The organism is Oxyplasma meridianum (assembly GCF_038024865.1).
Taxonomy (GTDB): domain Archaea; phylum Thermoplasmatota; class Thermoplasmata; order Thermoplasmatales; family Thermoplasmataceae; genus Oxyplasma; species Oxyplasma meridianum.
The window spans coordinates 1,315,294-1,337,225 of sequence record NZ_CP133772.1 but is presented as its reverse complement, the minus strand read 5'-3'; the positions used below and the strand labels follow the sequence as shown (position 1 = coordinate 1,337,225).

General features: G+C 40.8%; 16 protein-coding genes. 6 read left to right on the top strand and 10 right to left on the bottom strand.

What is annotated here, in order from left to right; all coding sequences use genetic code 11:
- Positions 1 to 13 precede the first annotated feature (13 nt).
- Both purE and OXIME_RS07025 read right to left on the bottom strand, forming a co-directional pair.
- Complete coding sequence (gene purE / locus OXIME_RS07030) at positions 14 to 487, bottom strand: 5-(carboxyamino)imidazole ribonucleotide mutase (protein ID WP_393971138.1); 474 nt, start codon at positions 485 to 487, stop codon at positions 14 to 16.
- A 28-nt stretch (positions 488 to 515) separates the two neighbouring features.
- Entirely contained in the window at positions 516 to 1,610 is a 1,095-nt protein-coding gene (locus OXIME_RS07025) for an L-threonylcarbamoyladenylate synthase (protein WP_393971137.1), read from the bottom strand.
- Positions 1,611 to 2,408: 798 nt separating this feature from the next.
- On the opposite strand from OXIME_RS07025, the gene OXIME_RS07020 reads away from it, so the two are divergent.
- From OXIME_RS07020 to OXIME_RS07005, 4 genes are all read left to right on the top strand, one after another.
- Entirely contained in the window at positions 2,409 to 2,939 is a 531-nt protein-coding gene (locus OXIME_RS07020) for a transposase (protein WP_393971136.1), read from the top strand.
- A gap of 554 nt (positions 2,940 to 3,493) precedes the next feature.
- Entirely contained in the window at positions 3,494 to 5,878 is a 2,385-nt protein-coding gene (locus OXIME_RS07015) for a M1 family metallopeptidase (protein WP_393971135.1), read from the top strand.
- Between the two features lie 233 nt (positions 5,879 to 6,111).
- Positions 6,112 to 8,487, top strand: coding sequence for a M1 family metallopeptidase (locus OXIME_RS07010; RefSeq protein WP_393971134.1), 2,376 nt, complete (start codon positions 6,112 to 6,114; stop codon positions 8,485 to 8,487).
- Positions 8,488 to 8,715: 228 nt separating this feature from the next.
- The gene (locus OXIME_RS07005) at positions 8,716 to 10,371 is read left to right on the top strand and encodes an APC family permease (RefSeq protein WP_393971133.1); all 1,656 of its coding nucleotides are present in this window, start codon (positions 8,716 to 8,718) and stop codon (positions 10,369 to 10,371) included.
- A gap of 433 nt (positions 10,372 to 10,804) precedes the next feature.
- Here OXIME_RS07005 and OXIME_RS07000 read toward each other — a convergent pair whose 3' ends face one another.
- From OXIME_RS07000 to OXIME_RS06965, 8 genes are read right to left on the bottom strand one after another with little or no spacing between them, the layout of a single operon-like run.
- Entirely contained in the window at positions 10,805 to 11,701 is an 897-nt protein-coding gene (locus OXIME_RS07000; RefSeq protein ID WP_393971132.1) for a mechanosensitive ion channel family protein, read from the bottom strand.
- Positions 11,702 to 11,741: 40 nt separating this feature from the next.
- Positions 11,742 to 13,097 (bottom strand): metallopeptidase TldD-related protein, encoded by a 1,356-nt coding sequence (locus OXIME_RS06995; RefSeq protein WP_393971131.1) that lies wholly within the window; start codon positions 13,095 to 13,097, stop codon positions 11,742 to 11,744.
- Positions 13,049 to 14,434, bottom strand: a complete 1,386-nt coding sequence (locus OXIME_RS06990; protein ID WP_393971130.1) for a TldD/PmbA family protein — start codon at positions 14,432 to 14,434, stop codon at positions 13,049 to 13,051. Before OXIME_RS06990 ends, OXIME_RS06995 begins: the two co-directional genes overlap by 49 nt.
- Positions 14,435 to 15,535: a CBS domain-containing protein gene (locus OXIME_RS06985; protein WP_393971129.1), complete on the bottom strand. Its 1,101-nt coding sequence runs from the start codon at positions 15,533 to 15,535 to the stop codon at positions 14,435 to 14,437.
- Positions 15,532 to 15,660 carry a hypothetical protein gene (locus tag OXIME_RS06980; RefSeq protein ID WP_393971128.1) on the bottom strand — a complete coding sequence of 43 codons (129 nt, stop codon included), beginning with the start codon at positions 15,658 to 15,660 and terminating at the stop codon, positions 15,532 to 15,534. The genes OXIME_RS06985 and OXIME_RS06980 overlap by 4 nt, the downstream gene beginning before the upstream one ends.
- 20 nt (positions 15,661 to 15,680) lie before the next feature.
- Positions 15,681 to 16,448, bottom strand: coding sequence for a PmbA/TldA family metallopeptidase (locus OXIME_RS06975; RefSeq protein ID WP_393971127.1), 768 nt, complete (start codon positions 16,446 to 16,448; stop codon positions 15,681 to 15,683).
- Positions 16,449 to 17,618, bottom strand: coding sequence for a CBS domain-containing protein (locus tag OXIME_RS06970; RefSeq protein WP_393971126.1), 1,170 nt, complete (start codon positions 17,616 to 17,618; stop codon positions 16,449 to 16,451).
- Positions 17,615 to 18,796, bottom strand: a complete 1,182-nt coding sequence (locus OXIME_RS06965; RefSeq protein ID WP_393971125.1) for a beta-eliminating lyase-related protein — start codon at positions 18,794 to 18,796, stop codon at positions 17,615 to 17,617. Before OXIME_RS06965 ends, OXIME_RS06970 begins: the two co-directional genes overlap by 4 nt.
- Before the next feature lie 400 nt (positions 18,797 to 19,196).
- Here OXIME_RS06965 and OXIME_RS06960 point away from each other — a divergent pair, with 400 nt between their 5' ends.
- Both OXIME_RS06960 and OXIME_RS06955 read left to right on the top strand, forming a co-directional pair.
- Positions 19,197 to 19,334, top strand: a complete 138-nt coding sequence (locus tag OXIME_RS06960) for a hypothetical protein (RefSeq protein WP_393971124.1) — start codon at positions 19,197 to 19,199, stop codon at positions 19,332 to 19,334.
- Positions 19,335 to 19,365: 31 nt separating this feature from the next.
- Positions 19,366 to 21,735, top strand: a complete 2,370-nt coding sequence (locus OXIME_RS06955) for a DNA-directed DNA polymerase (RefSeq protein WP_393971123.1) — start codon at positions 19,366 to 19,368, stop codon at positions 21,733 to 21,735.
- Positions 21,736 to 21,932 lie beyond the last annotated feature (197 nt).

The following is a 21,932-nucleotide window of genomic DNA, read 5'->3' as shown; positions in this document are numbered from 1 at the left end:
ATATCACAATTTTTTAATCCAGTTTGTCTGCCAAAACCTTGTTTCTCATTGACTGGCTGAACTCCTTAAGTTTTGTGGCAAGATCAGGATACTTAATTGAAAGAATCCTCACAGCAAGAATGGCTGCATTTCTTGAATTCCCTATTGCAACAGTGGCAACCGGTATACCTGAAGGCATCTGAACTATGGAAAGCAGGGAATCCATACCCTTAAGATGTCTTGTAGGCACAGGTACGCCTATTACAGGAAGATCTGTCATAGACGCAGTCATTCCGGGAAGGTGTGCTGAACCACCTGCACCGGCAATAATGACTTCGATCCCATTCTCCCTTGCGGTTCTTGCATAATCATACATTTCCTGAGGGGTTCTGTGTGCGGAAATAATTTTCTGCTCGAAATCAACCCCAAACTCCGTCAGTGTTGTTGCAGCCTCTGACATGTATTCATAATCGCTTCTGCTTCCCATTATAACTCCAACCTTTGGCATGGTTGTGAATTTAATGTTCCTATATTACTTAATTCATTTTATCTGGGTTCTCAGAATGGTGAAAATTACTTCCTTTTTCAATGACCGTAATGACCTGCTTCCCGTCGCTGATTGTTGATATGGATGCCTTGGTTAGTCTGTTCATTATTGCTAGACCTATACCATTCAGGGGGAAAGTGGGTGCAAAAGCAACAGATCCTTCAGTGTGATCAACAGCATTAAGGGCCTGGAAAAGCCTGGAGGCAACAATGTTAAGATCAGAACCGTCACCTAGGCTTACACACGGTACCTTTGATTTTCTGCACAGTTCCTCTGGAGCAATTAATGAAATGTTTTCTCCATATTTTCCGTCAGCAATATCATTCATGATGGCCGGATTATCCACCAGATATAGGGGTTTATCTGGAGAGTAGTGCCGATATTTCATACCGGGTGTAATGGGTATATCCCTTCTTTCTGATATTTTCAGAGTCTCTAGAAGTGTTATTTTTCCAAAATATTTTTCTAGGAATTCAATTCCATATGATCCTGGGCGAAGAAGAACAGGCACTTTTCCACTTACATCCAGAATTGTTGATTCCAGTCCATACCTGGTATTGCCGGAGTCATAAATGAGATCAACTTTTCCCTCTAAGTAGGTTAGTGCATCAAGTCCGTTGACAATACTTGGCCTTCCTGAAACATTTGCACTGGGGGCTGCTAAGGGGACTCCTGACATGGTTATAAGATCCAATGCAAGTTTGCAATCCGGCATTCTAACGGCGATATATTCTGATCCTCCTGTAACCTTCAAAGGAATCTGGGAAGATTTCCTCAACAGCAAGGTAAGGGGTCCTGGCCAAAGTTCATTGATCTTTTCGATGATCGATTCAGGAACATTTTCAGCAACTTTCCAGATCATATCCATGGAGCTGATATGAACTATAAGGGGGTTATCAGATGGTCTTCCCTTGGCTTGGTATATCCTTCCACACGCATCAGAGTTGAGGGCATTAGCTCCAAGTCCATATACTGTCTCCGTGGGGAAGACCACAAGACCCCCCCTCTTTATTATCTCAGATCCCTCTCTAACAGCATCAGGTGAAGGATTCTCAGGATTGGCCTTTATTATTCTGGTATGCACGGCGGTTCATTGAAGCGTGGTTTATAACCCATACTCATGCATGGTGAACGCCGGGAGGTTTATTGAGATAAAGTTCTTTAATATTTTTGATAATGTCAACTTTTAGTTGATATCTGCTCATCTGTTTTTAGTGGCAGTTTCTTATTATCTATTTCCAACGTTCCACTTTATAATTTTTTCAGCTTCACATATAACTTGGGTTTAAAATTCTAACACTAATCAACTATTTTTTGATAATGTCCTATTTTTCCACATTGGCATGATTTAATAAATAAAGATTTGCGCTTCAATACCCATTAGTGTATTGAAATGTGCTATTATATTGTGGTAAGCGATCTACTTAACTCTGGTATCCGCAATTACTGGATAGGAAAACCTCAATCCTGCGAATCTACAAACATGATCAAGATCCTTTATTCTATCATTTCCAAAATAAAGGCAATGCAGAGAAGAGAGAAAATCAACTCAATCCTGCCATTGTTAAAACTTGGTAATTGGTCAGCCTAATGCACATGGTATTATGAGGGACATAGCATTTTCAACCGAAGGATCCTCATATGATACTTGCATTATATTAATACAGTGATTAAACTTCTTGAAGGGACTCCAAGGGATCAGGAGAGAATTGAGAAATTCTAGAAATCTTATTAAAACATCAGTAAGATTGTGGGCAATCTTCAGAAAAAGAATGATCCTATCAGGAATGAATTTGAAGAATACAAGAAAGTGCATCCTGAAACTTTTGGTCTGAAGAATGGTAAGTCATAGGATATTAGTGAGAATAAAAAGATTGAGAATATGCCTGAGATGGTTCCAATAAATACACAATACAGGATCCAGAGGAGGTATTGTAAAAGGTGTAGGATCATAATTAAACCTGATATTTCCAATGCATTGCATAATGCAACCTTGTCCATAAGGACAGTGATCATCCTTGCATATTTCCCTATGAGCATGGGAATGGGTATTGATAATGTATCTGCAACAATGAAGAATGTCTTGGGAATACATATTTCAGAAGGTGAAGCACAGAATATTATGTCACAGATGTGGGATGCACTGGAATCAGAGTATTGGAAATTACTGGATCAGATCCAGAAAGCATCATACATGCATATGATCTCAACCTTATGGAGAATCAATGGAGAGAATCACAACATGTGGGCTTTGGTCACAAGGGGAGAAGCCATATTCCATATAGCAAAGATCAAGGGGCATGAGGTCACGCTTGAGATACTTGGTAAGCAGAATGGCAGGGATATCCATGATGGGCATTCTGCATTTGAAACGCTTGCATCAAAGACAGGCCATCCACAACAGTACTGCTGATCTCACATAATATGCCATGCAAAGGGACTTGAACAGTTCTATGGAAAAGATGGATCAGGGGTAAAGAGATCCCCGCAGAGGATATAGGAATAGGCAGAGGCATTGAGAGGGAAGGGAACCATGGAAGACATGGGTGATCTAAAGAACAAACTGATCTTTCTCCTTACATCAGATTATGATCACCCTAAATGAAGGAATTTCATTGACAATACTCATAAGAGGAATATGGACTGTTTATTCCACTTTGTAATTGATCTGTATGGTAAATGAACAAACAATAGATCTGAGAGATCACTGAGACCTTCCTTTATATTTCAACAGGTTTAAGAAGTATCCTTATACGATGAAGGATCAGAGATATACGAAGCTTTAAATTCTATATATTACACTACAAAGCTGAAAAAACAGAACTTCATAAGTGATGTTCCAAGAATGCTATCCTTTGAAAAAAGATCTTTAAAAATTGTATCCCGGATGATCATGCAGATTAGGCTGAACACTTACAAAACTTGAAAACTTTAATTAAGATGGTCAACCTTTATATCCGATTGATTATGGAAATAGAGACATACAGGATCTCTCTGATGATAGATGAAAATCTTAGCGAATATGAGGGGTTGGAAAACATCAAAATGAAAGTTAAGGACGAGAAAATAGTCCTCAATTCAGTGGATATAGATGTAAAGGAAATATCAGTTAACGGAGAGCCTGTAAAATTCTCCATGAATAAGGAGAAGGAAGAACTCAACCTGGAAGGCATTTACCGCGGAGAACTTGATGTTCAGGTAAAATTCAGAGCAAAGGTTGGGCAGACTCTCATGGGTATGTACCAGGCTGGAAGTTCAGAACACAAAATGATAAGCACACAGTTTGAATCAACTGGCGCAAGAAGATCATTTCCCTGTGTGGATAACCCAGGTTACAAGGCCGTCTTCTATGTTAGCCTCACCATTCCAGAAGAGTATGAGGCAATATCAAATATGCCTGTTGAAGCAACTGAAAAGAACGGTAAATTTAGAAAAGTCTCATTCAAACCAACGCCAAGGATGTCAACATACCTTCTCTATATGGGTGTGGCTAAATTTACCCAGTTTTCAAGGAAATTCCACGACATGGAGATCATTCTTGCCGGCCCGAAAGGAACTCTGGGGGAACCAGATAAGCCAATCAAATTTGCGGAAGAATCCGTAAGGTATTACGAGGACTATTTTGGCATCAAATATGCACTGCCAAAGATGCATCTCATCTCTGTTCCTGAATTTGGAGCTGGTGCTATGGAGAACTGGGGTGCGATTACATTCAGGGAAGTTCTCCTTCTGGTTAACAGCAATACCAGCACATCCACAATGAGGAGAATTGGAGAGGTCATAGCACATGAAATAGCACATCAGTGGTTTGGGGATCTGGTAACCATGAAATGGTGGAACGATCTCTGGCTCAATGAAAGCTTTGCCACTTTCATGGCGTTCAAAGTAATGGATCATGATCACCCTGAATGGGATATGTGGGGCGATTTCCTGCTGTCTGAAACCACCGGCGCAATGATGGGGGATTCGCTGGAGCAGTCTCATCCCATTGATGCTGACGTTAAGGATCCAAATGACGTTGCTCAGATATTTGATGAGATCAGCTATGGAAAGGGTGCAAGCATACTTAGAATGATAGAGGCATATGTTGGCCAGGAGAACTTCAGGAAGGGAATATCGAGATACCTGAGGGAACATTCCTATGGGAACGCAAAGGGATCTGACCTGTGGACAGCAATCGAAAAGGAATCAAGAACCTCAGTAACAAGCGTTATGGAGGCATGGATTAAGAGAATGGGATATCCTGTCATAGAGGTTTCCGGAAAGGATAATAAGATAAGCCTGAAGCAGAAACAGTTCAGGCTCAATGGTACAACAACGGACCAGATTTGGCCTGTTCCGGTAACAGCACTTGGAAAAAATGGAAAGATAAGCATTCTTCTGGACACAGCATCAAAGGAGGTTGATGTTGACGGTTTCATCAAATTGAATGTTGATCAGACAGGTTTTTACAGAGTCAACTACAGCGACAATCTCTTTGAAAACATAAAGTCAAACTTGAGTAAAATATCCAAGTACGACCGGTTTGGGATTATCAGCGATCTGTTTGCCAATACACTCTCAGGGAATATTACCCTGGCAAAATACCTGGAAAGGGTATCTGGATTCTTCTCTGAAACTGAATATATTGTAGTGCAGGAGATAGCCTCCCAGTTGGGGGTATTAAATAATCTCTTCCATGACAGGAAAGATCTTGAAGAAATCTCAAAGAAATTCTACAGAAACCAGTTAAGCAGGCTGGGAGAAAAGAAGAAGGGAGAAGACGGCAATATAAGCATACTCAGGGGTTCCATATCAAATTACCTGGCAGTTCTGGACAATGATTATGCTAAGGATATCTCAAGAGATTTCAACAGGTTTGAAAATCTTGACCCCGATATTAGTGGCGCTGTAGCAGTGGCATATGCAGTATCAACAAATGATCTGGAAGGCATAATGGGGATGTTCAGATCCACAAAGGGAGATGAGAACAAGCTGAAGCTCATTGCTGCGATGGGCAGGATCACGGGCAAAAGCAATCTTGATAAGATCATGGGCCTAATAAAATCAGGCGAGATAAAAAAACAGGACAGTATAAGGTTTTACAGTTCAGCCATAGTCCCGTGGGAAAATAGAGATTTTATACTTGAAAGTCTGAAACAGATTGTGGAAGGCCTGGATGAGATATTTGTGGGTACAGGCTATACAAGCTCATACCTTGAGAGTGCTATACCACTTATAGGGATGAAAAATAAAGCAGGACTTGATACAGTACTTCCGAAAATAACCAGACCAACAACAGAAAAGGGCATCAAGAAGGGAACAGAACTTCTAGCTATATACCAAAAAATGCTGGATAAAAACAAACTTTAAACCTGTACAATAAAACCTGGACAATTTCTATATTTAATTTATATTATTACAAATCATTATTAATTTATTTAACCGCCATAATATGAGATCAGGCCCAGTTAATGTCTCAATCATTCATGGGGCATGGATTAGTTACTATTTCAGATCAAGATTTTTATGTCGATACATCCTAAAATTCACTATCAAGTAATGCAAAGTTTTTCAAAGTTAAAGGCCTAATCATATGATTGAAAATGGACCCGTATGTTTATGAAATTTATCTTAAAATTGATTCGCAAAAGCTGGAATATGAAGGAAAAACCGATATCGTACTCCCAGAAGCTGAAGAGTTCCTGAACCTCGATTCTGTGGATATCACAATAAAGTCTGTATCAATAAATGGGCATAACGTAGAATTTGAAGTTAAAAACCAACTGATCACCGTTCATAACAAAGATCATGGCAAAAATGTGCATATAGAATATAGTGCTAAAATTCCTGAATCTCTTAAGGGGATATATTACGCCAGATCAGGAAAGGAGACAGTCATTACAACCCAGTTTGAATCAACTGGTGCAAGGCACGCATTTCCATGCTTTGACAACCCTTCGGCAAAGGGAATATTCCAGATAACTCTGAACATTGAGAAAGATCTTGACGCCATATCCAACATGAAACCAAAGGAGGTGCACATTGAGGGGGACAGGAAAGATGTGGTGTTCTATGCAACACCAAGAATGTCCACATATCTTATTTATATGGGAGTGGGAAAGTTTGAAGAGAAAAAGAGGCAGTACAGAGATATGGAAATAATCCTGGCAGCTCCTAAGGGAAAGCTTACAAAATCAGATCTTCCACTAGAATGGGCCTCCCAGGCACTGTCATATTATGACATGTATTTTAATTTTGAATACTTTCTTCCAAAACTTCATCTCATATCAGTTCCAGAATTTGCGGCTGGAGCCATGGAGAACTGGGGTGCAATAACTTTCAGGGAAATTTACCTGGATATAGGGGAATCCACCAGCAAAAACACACTTAAGTCCACAATGGAGGTTATTTTCCATGAGATCGTCCACCAGTGGTTTGGGGATCTGGTAACCATGAAATGGTGGAACGATCTGTGGCTTAACGAGAGCTTCGCAACATTCATGTCATATAAAGCTGTGGAGGACATTAAACCTGAATGGCATCCTATTAACGACTTAGTTAAGATGAGGACAAGTCAGGCTTTGATCAGCGATTCTTTGGATCATTCACATCCCATTGATGCTGACGTTAAGGATCCAAATGAGGTTGCTCAGATATTTGATGAGATCAGCTATGGAAAGGGTGCAAGCATACTTAGAATGATAGAGGCATATGTTGGCCAGGAGAACTTCAGGGAGGGGCTCAGGCTTTATCTGTCAGATCATGCACTGGGGAACGCAGAGGGAAAGCACCTGTGGGAATCAATTGAGAAGTCCTCAGGAATGAAGATATCCTACATCATGGAAGCCTGGATAAAGAGGATGGGTTACCCATATGTTACGGTTGAAGTTGAAGGGTCAAAGATAAGGATGGAACAGCAGAGATTTCTCATGTCAGGTAGATCAACAGATGAAATATGGCCTATACCAATGACCTTGCTTCACCAGACCGGAAAGATTCAGAGTATTGTAATGGAGGAGAGAACCATGTCCCTGGAAGCTAATGATTTCTCAAAACTGAATTCCGGTTCCACTGGATTCTTTAGGACACTCTACAAAGGGGAGGCTTTGGACAGGGTGCTATCCAGATGGAATACTTTTAAGGAATTGGACAAATGGGGTATAATCAGTGACTATTACGCATTCCTCAGATCAGGCAAGGCCACAAAGCAAGAATACTTCAGGGTGATGGATAAAGCCATGGAAGACATGGAACACATGGTGGTAGAAGAAATAGCCTCCCAGCTTTATCATATCTGGTCTGTAACACTCTCCCAGGAAGTGAGAAAAAGAGGAGTGGATTACATAAAATCGAAAATGGAAAAGATTGGACCAAAGAGGGAAGGGGAGGATGATGATGTATCAATCCTTAGGGGTGTTCTTGCCGGTATGCTGGTAAGGATGGATCAGGAATATGCAGAATCCAGGTCAGTGGAATTTAAGGATTTCAGGAACATTGATCCGGACATGAAAAATTCGTCTGCACTGGCCTTCTCAGTTGCAGGGGGTTCTTACCATGATCTTATGAAGGCCTACTTCGAGACTGAAAGTGATGAAGACCGGGGAAAATTAATAAATGCTGCAGGATGGATGAAATCAGATGGAGACAGGGAGAGATTCCTTGATGATATTTCTAAGGGTGTGATAAAAAGGCAGGATATGCAGAGGTTCTTCACCGCATGCACTGATTCACCTTATTCTAGGAAATTCATGCTGGGCAATCTCGAGAAGTCAATGGACATGCTTGTAAAGGCATTTTCAGGAAGCAGGACTCCATCAAGGGTTCTTGAACATTGCATTTCAATACTTGGCTTGGATCATGTCAGGGAGATAAACCAAATAGTTGAAAAGATCAGGAAACCTGAGCTTCAGACCGGAATAGACAAAGGAGAAGAACTGCTGGAAATAAACAATGCAATAAGAAAAGCATTCAAGGAATGAAATCCTGTAATATAATAAATATGTAAATACATATTATAAAAAATATAATTTATTATGCATATTTTCAAATGAATTTATATAAAGTGTATGCAAACCCCATTAAAAGGGTTATCTGCGCGTTAATTAGTTCAGGGAATGGTTTTTTTACTGTGTTTTTAACACATCCGTGTCTTCAGTATTTAAATTTTTTTACAACACGCTTATATGGAATAGAGTCGATAATGGATTATGGTTGAGACAGTCCCTAAAAGACACATCCTTAAGAAAGGTCCGAGACTGAAAAAGGAACTGGGATTCTATGAACTTCTGGTAATAGGGGTTGCAGGATCCCTTGGAAATGGCGCGCTTTTCGGCACAGTGGAAATGGTAACCGGTGCTGGACCGGGAGCTATATTCGGGTTTATATTCGGAGCATTCATCTACATGCTGGTTGCCTTTACTTACGTGGAGCTGAGCAAAGTCTATCCAGAAGCTGGAGGGCCAACAAGGTATTCAATGTACACACATGGTCGTTGGACCAATCTGATAAACTCAATGGCCGATATACTCTGGTATCTGTTTATTCCGCCAATAGAGGTTGTGGCAATTCTGACCGGTCTTGATTTCTTCTTTCCAGGTATATTTGTTACCCTTTCAGATTCCCCCACTCTAATCGGGGCTCTTGTGGGTACTGCACTCCTTCTGACATTCATTCCTATTAACTATTACGGCATAAAGCAGTTCGGCAAAACAACAAATATCGTGGGGGTTGTGAAGCTGATCTTTTACATAGCAATGGTACTTGGCTTGATCGCATTCGTATTTAACTTCAAAAATCTCTTTGCATACGGTGTTTTGCCATACAAGGCTGTTTCAATACTGGGGATAATGCCGCTGGCTATGTATGATTTTGGTGCAACTAGAGTTATTCCAGATCTGGCGGAGGAGACCAATCACCAGAATGATGTTGCAAAGGCCATGATATTCACCGTTGTTATAGAAACACTGATCTATATCGGCGTAGCTTTTGCAATACTGATGGGTTTCCACTGGTCTGTGCTACATATAACACCAGGAAATTTTGCCGGTCTCACTGCAAGCGGGAGCATACTCTCCGGAAGCAATCCTTTCTTCATCTTTGCACAGAAGAGCAACTTTGAATGGATATTTATAGCAGCCATCGTCACAGGATTCATGGCGCCTTACGTCACCGGATATATTTACGCAGGCAGTGGTTCCAGGGTACTTTTTGCCATGGGTAGATCAGGGTTTATAACGAAATCTCTGAAGAAGATCGACGTCAAGCATTCCATTCCTCTTATTGCTCTTCTTTCCTTCACCATTGTGGGGGCAATTATAGTGCTCATAACCGCCCCAAACCCCTCAATATTTACATTCATCGACGATGCTTCTGCTGCAGGATATCTCGGTCTTGTCGTCAATCCAGTATCTCTTATGGTTACAAGAAGGCAGGGGGTCACAAAGCCGGAACATAGATTCAAAGGAATGTGGCTGATAGCACCACTTTCTGTTGGGTTGAGCTCCATGATACCATTTTGGGCTGGATGGCCATCGGAACCATATGCAGTGCTTCTAATGACCATCGGTGTTATCATTATAGGAATACTATCAAAGGTCAAAATAGGGGTAAAGAATGCAATATGGTACATAACCTTCATAATATTTGAAACAGTAATGGTTCTAATAGGCACAGATGGCTTTACCGGGACATTGTTTGGAATGAAGGTGGGATCACTTATACCTTTTACATGGGCAACGTTCATAGTGTTCCTTGTATCAATGGGTGTTTTCTATCCATGGGGTGTAATGTCAGGTTTCAAGGAACAGTTCAGGCATGCAGAATTCACAAATGATGTTCTGGACAATATGGATTACACTCAGTAAACAGGTGCAGTGAGAATTATTGCCTAATGGGCAGGGAACTGCAATGGAGACCCTGCCATGTAAATTTTTATCATTTTTAAATCTGGAATCAATCCAATTCCATACAACAGGATCAAGAGATACAAAAAAAAGCTGTTATACTGTTCTCTGTATACTTGTAATGTCTGTTCCAGCCATAAATTAAAAGGCTTTCATCATAAATCTATAGGATGCATCCACCTTATTGTTATGGCTTGGATTTTAACTTTATCTATTTTATTATTGTTTCTCACATTTCACGAAAAATTAGGCATAGTTTTAACATTATTAACAAAATCAAGAATTTCTGTGTTCTGCATCCTTTAATTTCTCCATATCTGTCCATGAAGAAAGTGTCTCCAATAAATCCATGTTTCAAATGTACTTCATGCCATGTTTCAAAAGATACAGGGAATCATTTCTGTGAAAGCTGCGAATTTTTAACTTTCCAGTAAGATTTGTCAAAACACTGATTTACAAAGTCAGTTGCCCTGTTAAGCATTTCAAGTTTTTCAATGTTTATGTTTATGCTGAAGGTGCTGGCTGAGTTTGATCTTCCCAGCATAAAAATCTCGTATCCCTTTATCCCAATTTCTGAAGGCCTTTTATCCATGATCTCAGCCGCTATTTTTGATACGGATTCTGAGGGTACATCCACCTGCACCGACAGGGTAAGGGTAAAGAGTATGCCGTCATCCTTCTCCATATCTGTGAAAGTTGTCGATCCTAGAAATGCACTATTGGGGACCTTTACCGCCCTTCCATTCTGGTCTTCCAGGTATGTAAAGATAACTGAAACCTTCTTCACCTTTCCAGTAACAGGGTTACCAAACAGCCATGAGTAGATGGTAACAGTATCACCAGGTTTCAGGACGTTAGTGGAGGCTACAGTTATGCCTGCAAAGATGCTGCTTGCAACCGTCTGTAAGGCCAGCCCTATTATGACACCTCCAACAGCTCCACCTATAAGGGCGCCTGTGAGGTTGATTCCAAAGGCACTGAGAACAACGGCAATAAGTATTGTGTATATTACAATCCTGACAATTGTGTCAATGTATCTCAGAGATTTCCGCTGGACTCCGCTCCTCGTCATGGCGCGATCTATGATATTAACGGCAAATCTTGCAATAAGGTAGCCTCCAATGCCCACAATTATAGCTGTAACTGCATCCTTCATGTACTGTTCATAAGGTACAAGCTGGGGTAGATAAGATGCAATGTAAGGGATCAAAAAAGTCGATATGAAAAAGACAACAGCAATGATGAGTATGTAAACAAGAATTCTGTAAAATATCCCCCTTTCAGTTGCCATGAAAGTTTATAACGAAAATATTAATAATTATTGGCATCACTCAGAATGCCTTTGATATATTCATGTTTCTGGCAAGCACATATGGCATAATGGCGGGGAAAATCTCCTCCCACCATCTGACATTTTTCCTCTCTTTAGATACATGGGAGATGTTCCTGAGGAATTCCGGGACAGAATCACTGATCCTTATACCGGAAACTAACCCCTTTATCTCGCCATTTTTTACCAGGTAAACTCCATCCCTGGGGACTGTTGAAAACACTCCGTTTACATAGTCCTGGAATCTGGTGTACCAGGCATTGTTTATTATCAGCCCACTGTCAATCTCCGAAACCATGTCCTCAAATTTGCTTCTTCCGGGCAAAAGGGAAATCTGCCAGGCTTTTGGGGATATTATTCCGGCGTTTCCTGTAGTGCTGCTTTCAAAGTTTTTTCCTGTGGAGAAGGAATGAAGATACGTTTTAAGTGTCCCATTATTTATCAGGGTGTTCTTCCTGGTAGGTGTACCCTCCTCATCGAAGATCCTGAATCCGGAACCGGATTTGTTTAGAGGGTCATCCTCCAGTGTAACATGGTCTGAAGCCACCCTTGCCCCAATCTTTCCGGCAAAGCAGCTCAATCCGCTTTCAACTTCATAGGCTGAAAAGAACTGGGAACTGTAGGAAATAAGGTTTCCGGTGACATAGGGTGATAGCAGAATATCGTATTTTCCCGGTGTAATGTCAACCTTTTCAATTTTCCTGGAAGATGTTTTCCCAGCGTTGCGCCCTATCTCCATTGCAGTTTCGGTATCCACCTGATTTTCCGGCCCATAATGGATGGTTTCCTGTCCTGTGGTATCTCCTCTGAATGACCTTACAACCATTTCAATCCCGGTTAGATGCTGTTTTCCATGGTTGTATCCAGTTTTCAACTCTATATCAAGATCCCGGGAATAGACAATGCCGGCAGATCTCTCGGCACCTCCTTCCATGGAACCTTTCATAAGTGCACCTGCAAGCTTCTGTATATCTACCTCATTTCTTGCATCATCCACTGAAGGATAGTTATGTTCAGCGCAGTTTATCCCATTGAATGAAGGGGTTTCTGGTACTTCTTTGCATATTTTCATGAGGTTTGATATCTCGCTGTCCAATGCTGTCATATCTCTGATTGTTGTGGATGCAACTCTTTTTCCCTTTGATACAAAAAGGGTAATAAGCGATCCATTCCATCTGTTGAAAAGATCCATGCTGTCACCGGAGAACCGTACCTGAGAAGTCTTATCCCTGATCAACTGCACCACTGCCTCGTCTGGCCCTTTCTCTTTGACTTTTTTATAAATAGTATCTATGTCCATCATTTCAATCACTGCACATACATGTCCCTGAGCCTGACATGGGGGCCACCCATCCATACATCCACACCCTGTTCAGGATCTCCCTTTCCGCACATTCCAGCATTGAACTGCAGATCATCGCCAACTGCATCTATTGAACTGTAAAATTTCACCGTGTTTGTTTCAAGTACAGGCCTCCTCACCCTTCCAACAAGGTCGCCGTTCTGTATTAGGTAAGCCTCCTTGCCCACATACTTCTCATTGAACCTGATATCATCTATGTTCCATTCAGTGAATGACTTAATGTACACACCTCGTCGTACGCCTTCAAAAAGTTCTTCAAAACTGTGATCTCCGGGTTCGATATATGTGGTGCTCATCCTTGCAAGGGGTTCCATATCCCAGGAGGAAGATCTTCCACCTGCATTTGATTCCACTCCAAGAACCGCCGAACTTTCACGATTAAGGATAAACTCATCTGTGTAACCCTTCCTGTAGAGGTACCTCTTCCTTGAAGGTATGCCCTCGTCATCGTATTTGTAGTAGCCGAAGCTCCCCTTCAACGAAGGGTCGTCGATCACGCTGACCACATCTGATCCGATCCTGTATGGGAATTTCTTTCCTGTAAGGAATGATTCTCCCGCAAGAGCACCCTCCCTCCCTATAATTCGATCGTATTCTGTTGGATGGCCGCAGGATTCATGTGCCACTATGCCAGATATCTCAGGACCTACTATAACGTCAAATTTTCCCGGTGTGATTCTTGGTGCAAGGCTGCTTTGCTTCAAGGACTCCGCATCGTTCTCTATCCTTTCAGGCAGGTGAAGAGTATCCAGATATTCATATCCCGACGTGGACCCGTACTCTTCAGTGGACTGTTCAAATTCACCATTTTCAGTAACACCCATCAGGTAGAAATAGAAGACTCTTGAGATGTCCCCTTTAATATCAGATCCAACCGAATTCAGGTAATGTGATCTTATGTTCCTGTCGGCAACAACATTTATCCTTATTTTTGCCTCAAACCTCTCCATTATGCGGTCATAATCCCGAACTATGGCGATCTTTTCCTCCATGGGCATATCCTGTATTTTCTTTATTTGATCAGATTTCCATCTGTCCTTTATGGGCTTGCCTGTAAAAATCCTGTTCTTCCCCTCTACCATGGACCTCCTTACAGCAACGTCTATGTTTTCTTTTGCAGTATCCCAGGAATCATCATTGAAATATGCCATGCCTATTGATCTGTTTACCACTCTTACCGCATACCCAAGTTCGTGGGATGAAGATATCCCATCAAACTCCCCGTTCCTGTAGGATACCCGATTGTTCCTTATGTCCATGAACCTCGCTTCTGCAAAGCTGGATCTGGATTGTGCATAGTCCATGATCCTGTCAATAAGTTCTCCGGGCAACTATTTCACCGCCAACTTCCTCATCCTCTCCTCATAGGCATCAAATACCTCGGAAAGGGCTCTCCCGAAGTTCCAGCCAAAGTTGTTCACATTTAGATGGTAGTGATCGGTGGAGAGCCTGGTTCTTATGGAATATTTCACATTTCCCTCCGTCTTGTACTTCGCAACGTGGATTCTCAGTGAACCATGGGAAATTTTTCCATTCTTGGGAAGCTTTGATACGAATTTGTCTGCAAGGAAAAATGCCACATCATAAAGATCGTCATCCCAGGAATCAAGTCCCGATATCTCAACCAGAATGCCCTCCTTCTCTTCTCCTGTATTTATGATATCAATTATATCAGAAATACCAACTATCCCAACAACTTTCTCATGTTCATCGACAATGGGTATTATGCGGGTATGATTTTTTATCAACTTCTCTGCAGAATCCAGTATGCTGGCTGTTTCAGTTGACATGACTGGATTTCCCATAACCGATCCGCATTTCACTTCGACTTTTTCTCTATTTCCGACAAGATCCCCTTTAGCCATTTTCTGCTTTTCAGCAAGAATCATATTAAGGGTATATTCCTCAACCCTGAGCAACCCCTTCAGTTTGCCATTTTTGTCCACAACAGGGATTTCACTTTCATTAAGGCCTCTTACCTTCTCGGTTGCTGACTCCAGATCTTCATCTTCCTGCACTGTTATGGGTTCAGTGCTCATAATTGATATATTATTCACTGAATCTGCCTTTGTTATGTCTCTGATATGTGCAACAAGATCAGTCTCAGAGAGTATTCCAACTATTTTCTCCCTATCTATAACAGGAAGTGCAAAGAGTCCAGAATCCCTGAGAATTTTAACTGCTTCTAATACGTCCATGCCCTTATTCAGGTATGGGGTCATCACGGCGAAATTTCCTATTTTGGACTTCATCTGAAGGCTTCTTCTGCGGAGTATATCTCTGTAGTATACCATTCCGGAATATTTCCTGTTTTTTACAAGAGGAACCTGGTGGATTCCGGAATCCCTCATTTTTGACATTGCATCTGTCAATGTGGTATCTTCTGCTTCCATAACTATTGGATCAGCTGTCATTATGTCTTCTACTTTCATACATACCCCTTCCAATATCTCATTCTCAAATTCAAAGCTATGCTTTCCACATCTTTTCTGACCTTTTCACCTTCAAAAGCTTTGACTATGAGGTCTGCAAGTATTTCCATGTCATAAAGTCCCATTCTGGTTATTTCTGCTGTTCCTATCCTTCCCTCCCTATAATTCGATCGTATTCTGTTGGATGGCCGCAGGATTCATGTGCCACTATGCCAGATATCTCAGGACCTACAATCACGTCAAATTTTCCCGGTGTGATTCTTGGTGCAAGGCTGCTTTGCTTCAACGACTCCACATCGTTCTCTATCCTTTCAGGCAGGTGAAGAGTATCCAGATATTCATATCCCGACGTGGACCCGTACTCTTCAGTGGACTGTTCAAATTCACCATTTTCAGTAACACCCATCAGGTAGAAATAGAAGACTCTTGAGATGTCCCCTTCAATGTCAGATCCAACCGAATTCAGGTAATGTGATCTTATGTTCCTGTCGGCAACAACATTTATCCTTATTTTTGCCTCAAACCTCTCCATTATGCGGTCATAATCCCGAACTATGGCGATCTTTTCCTCCATGGGCATATCCTGTATTTTCTTTATTTGATCAGATTTCCATCTGTCCTTTATGGGCTTGCCTGTAAAAATCCTGTTCTTCCCCTCTACCATGGACCTCCTTACAGCAACGTCTATGTTTTCTTTTGCAGTATCCCAGGAATCATCATTGAAATATGCCATGCCTATTGATCTGTTTACCACTCTTACCGCATACCCAAGTTCGTGGGATGAAGATATCCCATCAAACTCCCCGTTCCTGTAGGATACCCGATTGTTCCTTATGTCCATGAACCTCGCTTCTGCAAAGCTGGATCTGGATTGTGCATAGTCCATGATCCTGTCAATAAGTTCTCCGGGCAACTATTTCACCGCCAACTTCCTCATTCTCTCCTCATAGGCATCAAATACCTCTAAAAGGGCTCTCTCGAAGTCCCAGCCAAAGTTGTTCACATTTAGATGGTAGTGATCGGTGGAGAGCCTGGTTCTTATGGAATATTTCACATTTCCTTCCGTCATGTACTTCGCAACGTGAATTCTCATTGAACCATGGGAAATTTTTCCATACATGGGAAGAAACATTGATACGAATATATCTGCATAGGGAGATGCCACATCATAAAGATCGTCATCCCAGGAATCGAGTCCCGATATCTTAACCAGAATGCCCTCTATCTCTTCTCCTGTATTTATGATATCAATTATATCAGAAATACCAACTATCCCAACAACTTTCTCATGTTCATCGACAATGGGTATTATGCGGGTATGATTTTTTATCAACTTCTCTGCAGAATCCAGTATGCTGGCTGTTTCAGTTGACATGACTGGATTTCCCATAACCGATCCGCATTTCACTTCGACTTTTTCTCTATTTCCGACAAGGTCCCCTTTAGCCATTTTCTGCTTTTCAGCAAGAATCATATTAAGGGTATATTCCTCACCCCTGAGCAACCCTTTCAGTTTGCCATTTTTGTCCACAACAGGGATTTCACTTTCATTAAGGCCTCTTACCTTCTCGGTTGCTGACTCCAGATCCTCATCTTCCTGCACTGTTATGGGTTCAGTGCTCATAATTGATATATTATTCACTGAATCTGCCTTTGTTAAATCTCTTATATGTGCAACAAGATCAGTCTCAGAGAGTATTCCAACTATTTTCTCCTTCTCTAAAACAGGAAGTGCAAAGAGTCCAGAATCCCTAAGAATTTCAACCGCTTCTAATACGTCCATGCCCTTATTCAGGTATGGAGTCAACACGGCGAAATGTCCAATTTTGGACTTCATCTGAAGGCTTCTTCTGCGGAGTATATCTCTGTAGTATTCTGATCTCTCCACTGTGATCACCTTAGGAGATACACTTCTTCTGCGGAGTATATCTCTGTAGTATACCATTCCATAATATTCCCTGTTTTTTACAAGAGGAACCTGGTGGATTCCGGAATCCCTCATTTTTGACATTGCATCTGTCAATGTGGTATCTTCTGCTTCCATAACTATTGGATCAGCTGTCATTATGTCTTCTACTTTCATACATACCCCTTCCAATATCTCATTCTCAAATTCAAAGCTATGCTTTCCACATCTTTTCTGACCTTTTCACCTTCAAAAGCTTTGACTATGAGGTCTGCAAGTATTTCCATGTCATAAAGTCCCATTCTGGTTATTTCTGCTGTTCCTATCCTTCCCTCCCTATCAATTATAATACCATTTTCCTCCAGTCTTTTACTCATCTGAAGAAATTCCTGAGGATTGTTTTTTTCCTTTTTTCCAATATGGATCTGATGTGAAAAGGAAAACCATGGATCATATAGCACTGGAAAGCCTCTTTCATGAAGAGATTTGCCAAGTTTTTGAGAATTTTCAACAACTGCATGGGCGTAATCTTTTCCAAAAGCCTTCATCTCTTCAAGCGCAGTTCCTATTGAGGCTACTCTTGATATATGATAATTGTCCATAGTTCTCCAAGTTACATTCTTCTCAATTTTTATGTAAATATCTTCATTATTTGTGAATATTAGACCTCCCTGTGGTCCGAAGAATGTCTTATGGGTTGAACCAAAGAAGATGTCTGAATATTTTGCTATATCTTCCTGGAATGCTTTTCCACCAACCAGCCCCAGTACATGAGAGGCATCGTATGCAACATGACTATCATTTTCATCGGCAATTTCCCTTACCATTTTCAGATTGTATGGTTTGAGGAAAAATGACTGGCCGAGCATTATTAGCTTTGGTTTGGTTGATTTCATCACCTTCTGAAGTTTTTCCAAGTCAATCTCTTGTTCTTCCTTATTATATGGGATTCTGTAGTTCTGAAAGCAGAACATTTCAGGCATGAAACCTGACTGGTAGCCGGTATACCCTCCATCGGACTCACTGATTGAAAGGATGTTCTCCTTCTTTTTCACTATTGACAGAAGGACCATCTGGGCTGCAATGTGACCTCCAAGTGGCCTTACCTCTGTGTACTTTGTTCCAAAAACCTCACGGGAAAGTTTTTCAGTTTCATGTAAAACATCTTCAGAATATCTCGTTCCACCGTAAGCATCTGAGTCTATTGTCGGTTCGTAGAGTGAATATCTGGATGCCATATCTGTTCCAAGGCATTTCAAAGCATCCGGGCTCATAATATTCTCAGATGCCTGAAGGTTGATACTCCTTTTCCGGTAAGCCTCATGCTGTTCTACAAGTTCCAAAAATTTACTCATTTTATGGGCACCTCAAAATTCTTATTGTTTTCAGATAAAAAGCACACATGGGACTATGAAATTAGAAATATTTAAGGTTTTCAGGTCAGTTTCACTAGTGATAATGAGCTTATTGATTTTTTGTCTCAGAAAATAAATTATTGAGAAAATTTGGAAAGGAAAAAATTCTCACTATCTTTCGCATAACTTTTACACTTTCCCTGTCAAGATCTGTTAACATTAACCAGGGGGTATAATACCAATGTCTGATAAAAATATGGCAAAATATTATTGTGCATTTACCCTCATTTCAACAGCAAACGGTAATTGCTAAACCGGCACTGGTTACAAAAGCTACTTAAAATGAAGGAATAATATTGTTTTCCTGCCCGAAACCGCATAACTCTTTATTGACCTTTTAATGATGAAGGCCATTCCAATAAAGAATGGCTTTCCCGAATATACGCCCATGGAGATTGGAGATCTGCCCAAAATTGGAACCTCCAGTCATACAAACGAGAAACCAACTGCGTTAGATGGGGGGATGGCGCTGAGATAGAGTTAATAAACCACGATGCATCTTGACATGAATGAAAATTGTAATGAGGCTTCTCACTGCATCATACAGAACATCGGATGTTACAGTTGAGCTTTACGGAAAGACTCAAGATGGGAAATCCGTAACCGCACTATATTCAGGCTTCAAACCGTATTTCGACATAGTTGAACCGACAGAATCATGTGTTATTAAATATAAAAGCAACCCTGAATTTTTAAAAATGGAAGATAAAACATTATGGGTTGAAGGGGAAAATAAAAAAATAAAGAGAATAACAGTCAAGTCACCATGGAAGGTACCGGAATTAAGACAGTTATGCGGTCCGGAAACGGTTGCAATGGCAGCAGACATACCTTTTCACCACAGATTCATTTACGATTTTGACCTGGGTTCCTGTGTTATGATTGAAGGGGAAGAATCCCCAGATGACAGGATGAAATACACCACAGATCTTATAATTAAAATTTCAAAAATAGAGAACGCTCCAGATTTCAACCCTGATCTAAAAATCTTAAGTTTCGACATTGAAAATGCAATAATGAAAGAAGATGGCGAGGACTACGGAAAAATTTTCGTTATAGGTTACACGATCTACAAGGGAGGTGAAATTCAAAAGGGATACATTGATGGTGAAGAGAAGGTTATTCTTCAGAACTTTTTGGACATCATGAAAAACCAAGATCCCGATGTGATCACAGGTTACAACATCGATGGTTATGATCTCCCAGTTATAGAATTCAGGATGAAGATCCATAAGATGTCTTTCAAGATTGGAAGAGATTTCTCAACCCCAACAAGAATTATGAACCAGTTCTGGAGAGTCCATGGAAGAATAATTTCAGATACCTGGTGGGGGGTTAAGAAGATTCTGCATCCCAAGCATGAAACATTAAATTATGTTTCAAAAGAGCTTCTGGGTGAGGGAAAGGACAACATAAACCGGCTTAAAATTGAAGAAGAATGGAAAAACCGAAGAGAAGAAGTCATCCAGTATTGCATAAAGGACTCCTATCTCACTCTTCTCATATACAACAGGTTGAGGGTTCTGGATAGGAACATGTTCATGTCGACAGTTACTAAACTTCCTCTTGAAGATGTTACAAACGGTGGGACAAGCAGCTATGTTGATTCTCTCCTCATAAGAAAAGCTGACAGGGAGAATATTGCTGTACCCATGACATTCAGGGTTAAAAAGTCAAATCCAATAGAAGGGGGATACGTTCATACACTTGGAGCTGGAATATATGATAACGTGATAGTGCTGGATTTCAAGAGTATGTATCCCTCCATGATCATGAAATATAACATATGTTTCACAACTCTGAGTCCTAAGGGAACAATAATCGCTCCCACTGGTATACGCTTTCTCGACAAATCAGTAAAGGAGGGGCTCGTCCCAAGGTTACTCAGACAGTTAATGGAGGAAAGAGATAAGGTAAAGAAAATCATGAGGGGTAGCAGCACCGAGGAAGAACATAACTATTACGACGGAGTTCAGGGAGCGTTGAAAATCCTTATGAACACATTTTACGGTGTTCTTGCCTCTTCATTTTACAGGTTTACAAACCTTGAGATCGGTGGAGCCATCACTTCATTTGCCAGGGAAACAATTACGAACCTTATATCAAGGCTGGAAAAGGAGGGCTACAAGGTTATTTATGGCGATACTGACAGCATCTTTATTGAATCTGGCCTTACCAAATACGAGGACATAGTTAAACTGGGAGAGGACCTGAGTAAGAAGATCTCTACTGAAGAAGGTGTCATTATTGAATTTGAAAAGGTAATCGATCCATTCTTCTCCCATGGTGCAAAGAAAAGATATGCCGGGAAAATAATATTCCCAGAGGATCAGGCAGGGGAAATCTTGGTAAGGGGATATGAGACCAGGAGAACTGATTCTTTTGACCTGCAAAGCGAGTCACTTACAAAAGTCTTTGATCTTATAATGGAAAGGAAAGTAGACGAAGCGGTTGAATATTCTAAGGAGATTGTAAAAAAAGTGCTTTCTGGAGACTCCAGCATACCTATGGAAAAACTTGTGATATCCAGGAGTGTGAAGCCTTTCAAGTCTTACGCTGATGAAAAATCTCTGGCTAATGTGAGGGTGGCAAAAAAATTGATGGAAATGGGAGAAACCTTTATTCCTGGAATGAAAGTCTCATGGATCGTCACCAATAGTAAGAAGACACCTCAGGAGGTGGAGCCATTTGTGGATGGATCCAGATTTGATCATGTTCCAGACTGGGAATACTATGCCAGAAGACTGGAAGAAACTCTGAACCGAGTGCTTGAAGGCATTAAATCAGAGATATCAATAACAGAGGAAAAATCAGGACAGGTTAAATTGGATTCCTACGAGTCTGGAAGGAAAAACCAGACACTAGACAGCTTCTTCTAAATTTAAACAATGCCATGAATTTTCCTTCGTGGAACAATATATGTACAGATTTAAAATTCCACATCTTAAGGAATTTAAAAGGTTTAATGTTAAAATGGAATTGGTGGCAGGCTGTCAAATGAATGAAATTTGATCAGATCTTTGTAAGTTTCGTTGATCCATCATATTATAAAATGCGAGATTTATATTTTTAGCAT

Coding starts and splice junctions, on each gene's coding strand:
- OXIME_RS06955 (WP_393971123.1), top strand. CDS start 19,366: ATGAAAATTGTAATGAGGCTTCTCACTGCATCATACAGAACATCGGAT.
- purE (WP_393971138.1), bottom strand. CDS start 487: ATGCCAAAGGTTGGAGTTATAATGGGAAGCAGAAGCGATTATGAATAC.
- OXIME_RS06965 (WP_393971125.1), bottom strand. CDS start 18,796: ATGAGTAAATTTTTGGAACTTGTAGAACAGCATGAGGCTTACCGGAAA.
- OXIME_RS06995 (WP_393971131.1), bottom strand. CDS start 13,097: ATGGATGGGTGGCCCCCATGTCAGGCTCAGGGACATGTATGTGCAGTG.
- OXIME_RS07015 (WP_393971135.1), top strand. CDS start 3,494: ATGGAAATAGAGACATACAGGATCTCTCTGATGATAGATGAAAATCTT.
- OXIME_RS06985 (WP_393971129.1), bottom strand. CDS start 15,535: ATGAAAGTAGAAGACATAATGACAGCTGATCCAATAGTTATGGAAGCA.
- OXIME_RS06960 (WP_393971124.1), top strand. CDS start 19,197: ATGATGAAGGCCATTCCAATAAAGAATGGCTTTCCCGAATATACGCCC.
- OXIME_RS07005 (WP_393971133.1), top strand. CDS start 8,716: ATGGTTGAGACAGTCCCTAAAAGACACATCCTTAAGAAAGGTCCGAGA.
- OXIME_RS07020 (WP_393971136.1), top strand. CDS start 2,409: ATGCCTGAGATGGTTCCAATAAATACACAATACAGGATCCAGAGGAGG.
- OXIME_RS07000 (WP_393971132.1), bottom strand. CDS start 11,701: ATGGCAACTGAAAGGGGGATATTTTACAGAATTCTTGTTTACATACTC.
- OXIME_RS06970 (WP_393971126.1), bottom strand. CDS start 17,618: ATGAAAGTAGAAGACATAATGACAGCTGATCCAATAGTTATGGAAGCA.
- OXIME_RS06980 (WP_393971128.1), bottom strand. CDS start 15,660: ATGGGACTTTATGACATGGAAATACTTGCAGACCTCATAGTCAAAGCT.
- OXIME_RS07010 (WP_393971134.1), top strand. CDS start 6,112: ATGGACCCGTATGTTTATGAAATTTATCTTAAAATTGATTCGCAAAAG.